Here is a 571-nt window from a genome sequence, read left to right as displayed (position 1 = left end):
CTTAACCAGCGTCACACCATTGGTATGATTTTGGAGGAGCCGTATATCATCCATAAAATAGGCACTCCTGCAGAGCGTAAACAATGGGTGAAAGAGCTGTTGGTGAAAGTTGGCTTGCCTGAAACGGCTGTGAACCGTTATCCGCACGAATTCTCTGGTGGCCAGCGTCAGCGTATTGGTATTGCTCGTGCGATAGCACTGAAGCCAAAACTGTTGATTTGTGATGAATCAGTATCTGCACTGGATGTATCGGTTCAGGCGCAAATTCTCAACTTGCTGCTGCAACTTCAACAAGAAATGAACCTTGCCATTATCTTCATCTCTCACGATTTGTCGGTGGTTAAGCATGTCTCCGATAAAGTCGCGGTGATGTACTTTGGTAAAGTGGTGGAAGCGGGGAATGCGAAAGAAATTTACGCGAACCCACAAAACGATTACACCAAGAAACTGCTCTCCGCGATTCCGATTACCCATCCTAAATATCGCAAGAAAAAGCGTGTGGCAGAAAAAAAGCAGCAAGTGGCGTAAGCCGTGCCACCATCGCATTCAAGAAAACACGCTCCGTTAAATA

1 protein-coding gene is annotated in these 571 nt (G+C 46.2%); it reads left to right on the top strand.

Features of this window, described 5'->3' with window-relative positions:
• Positions 1–528 (top strand): ABC transporter ATP-binding protein (locus tag R8N47_RS27185; protein ID WP_318186366.1); only part of this gene is annotated, 528 nt, incomplete at its 5' end.
• Positions 529–571: the final 43 nt, after the last annotated feature.

It is taken from the genome of Vibrio sp. 2132-1, from assembly GCF_033344315.1.
The sequence above is the reverse complement of the archived record's forward strand: the minus strand, read 5'-3'. Positions and strand labels throughout refer to the sequence as shown.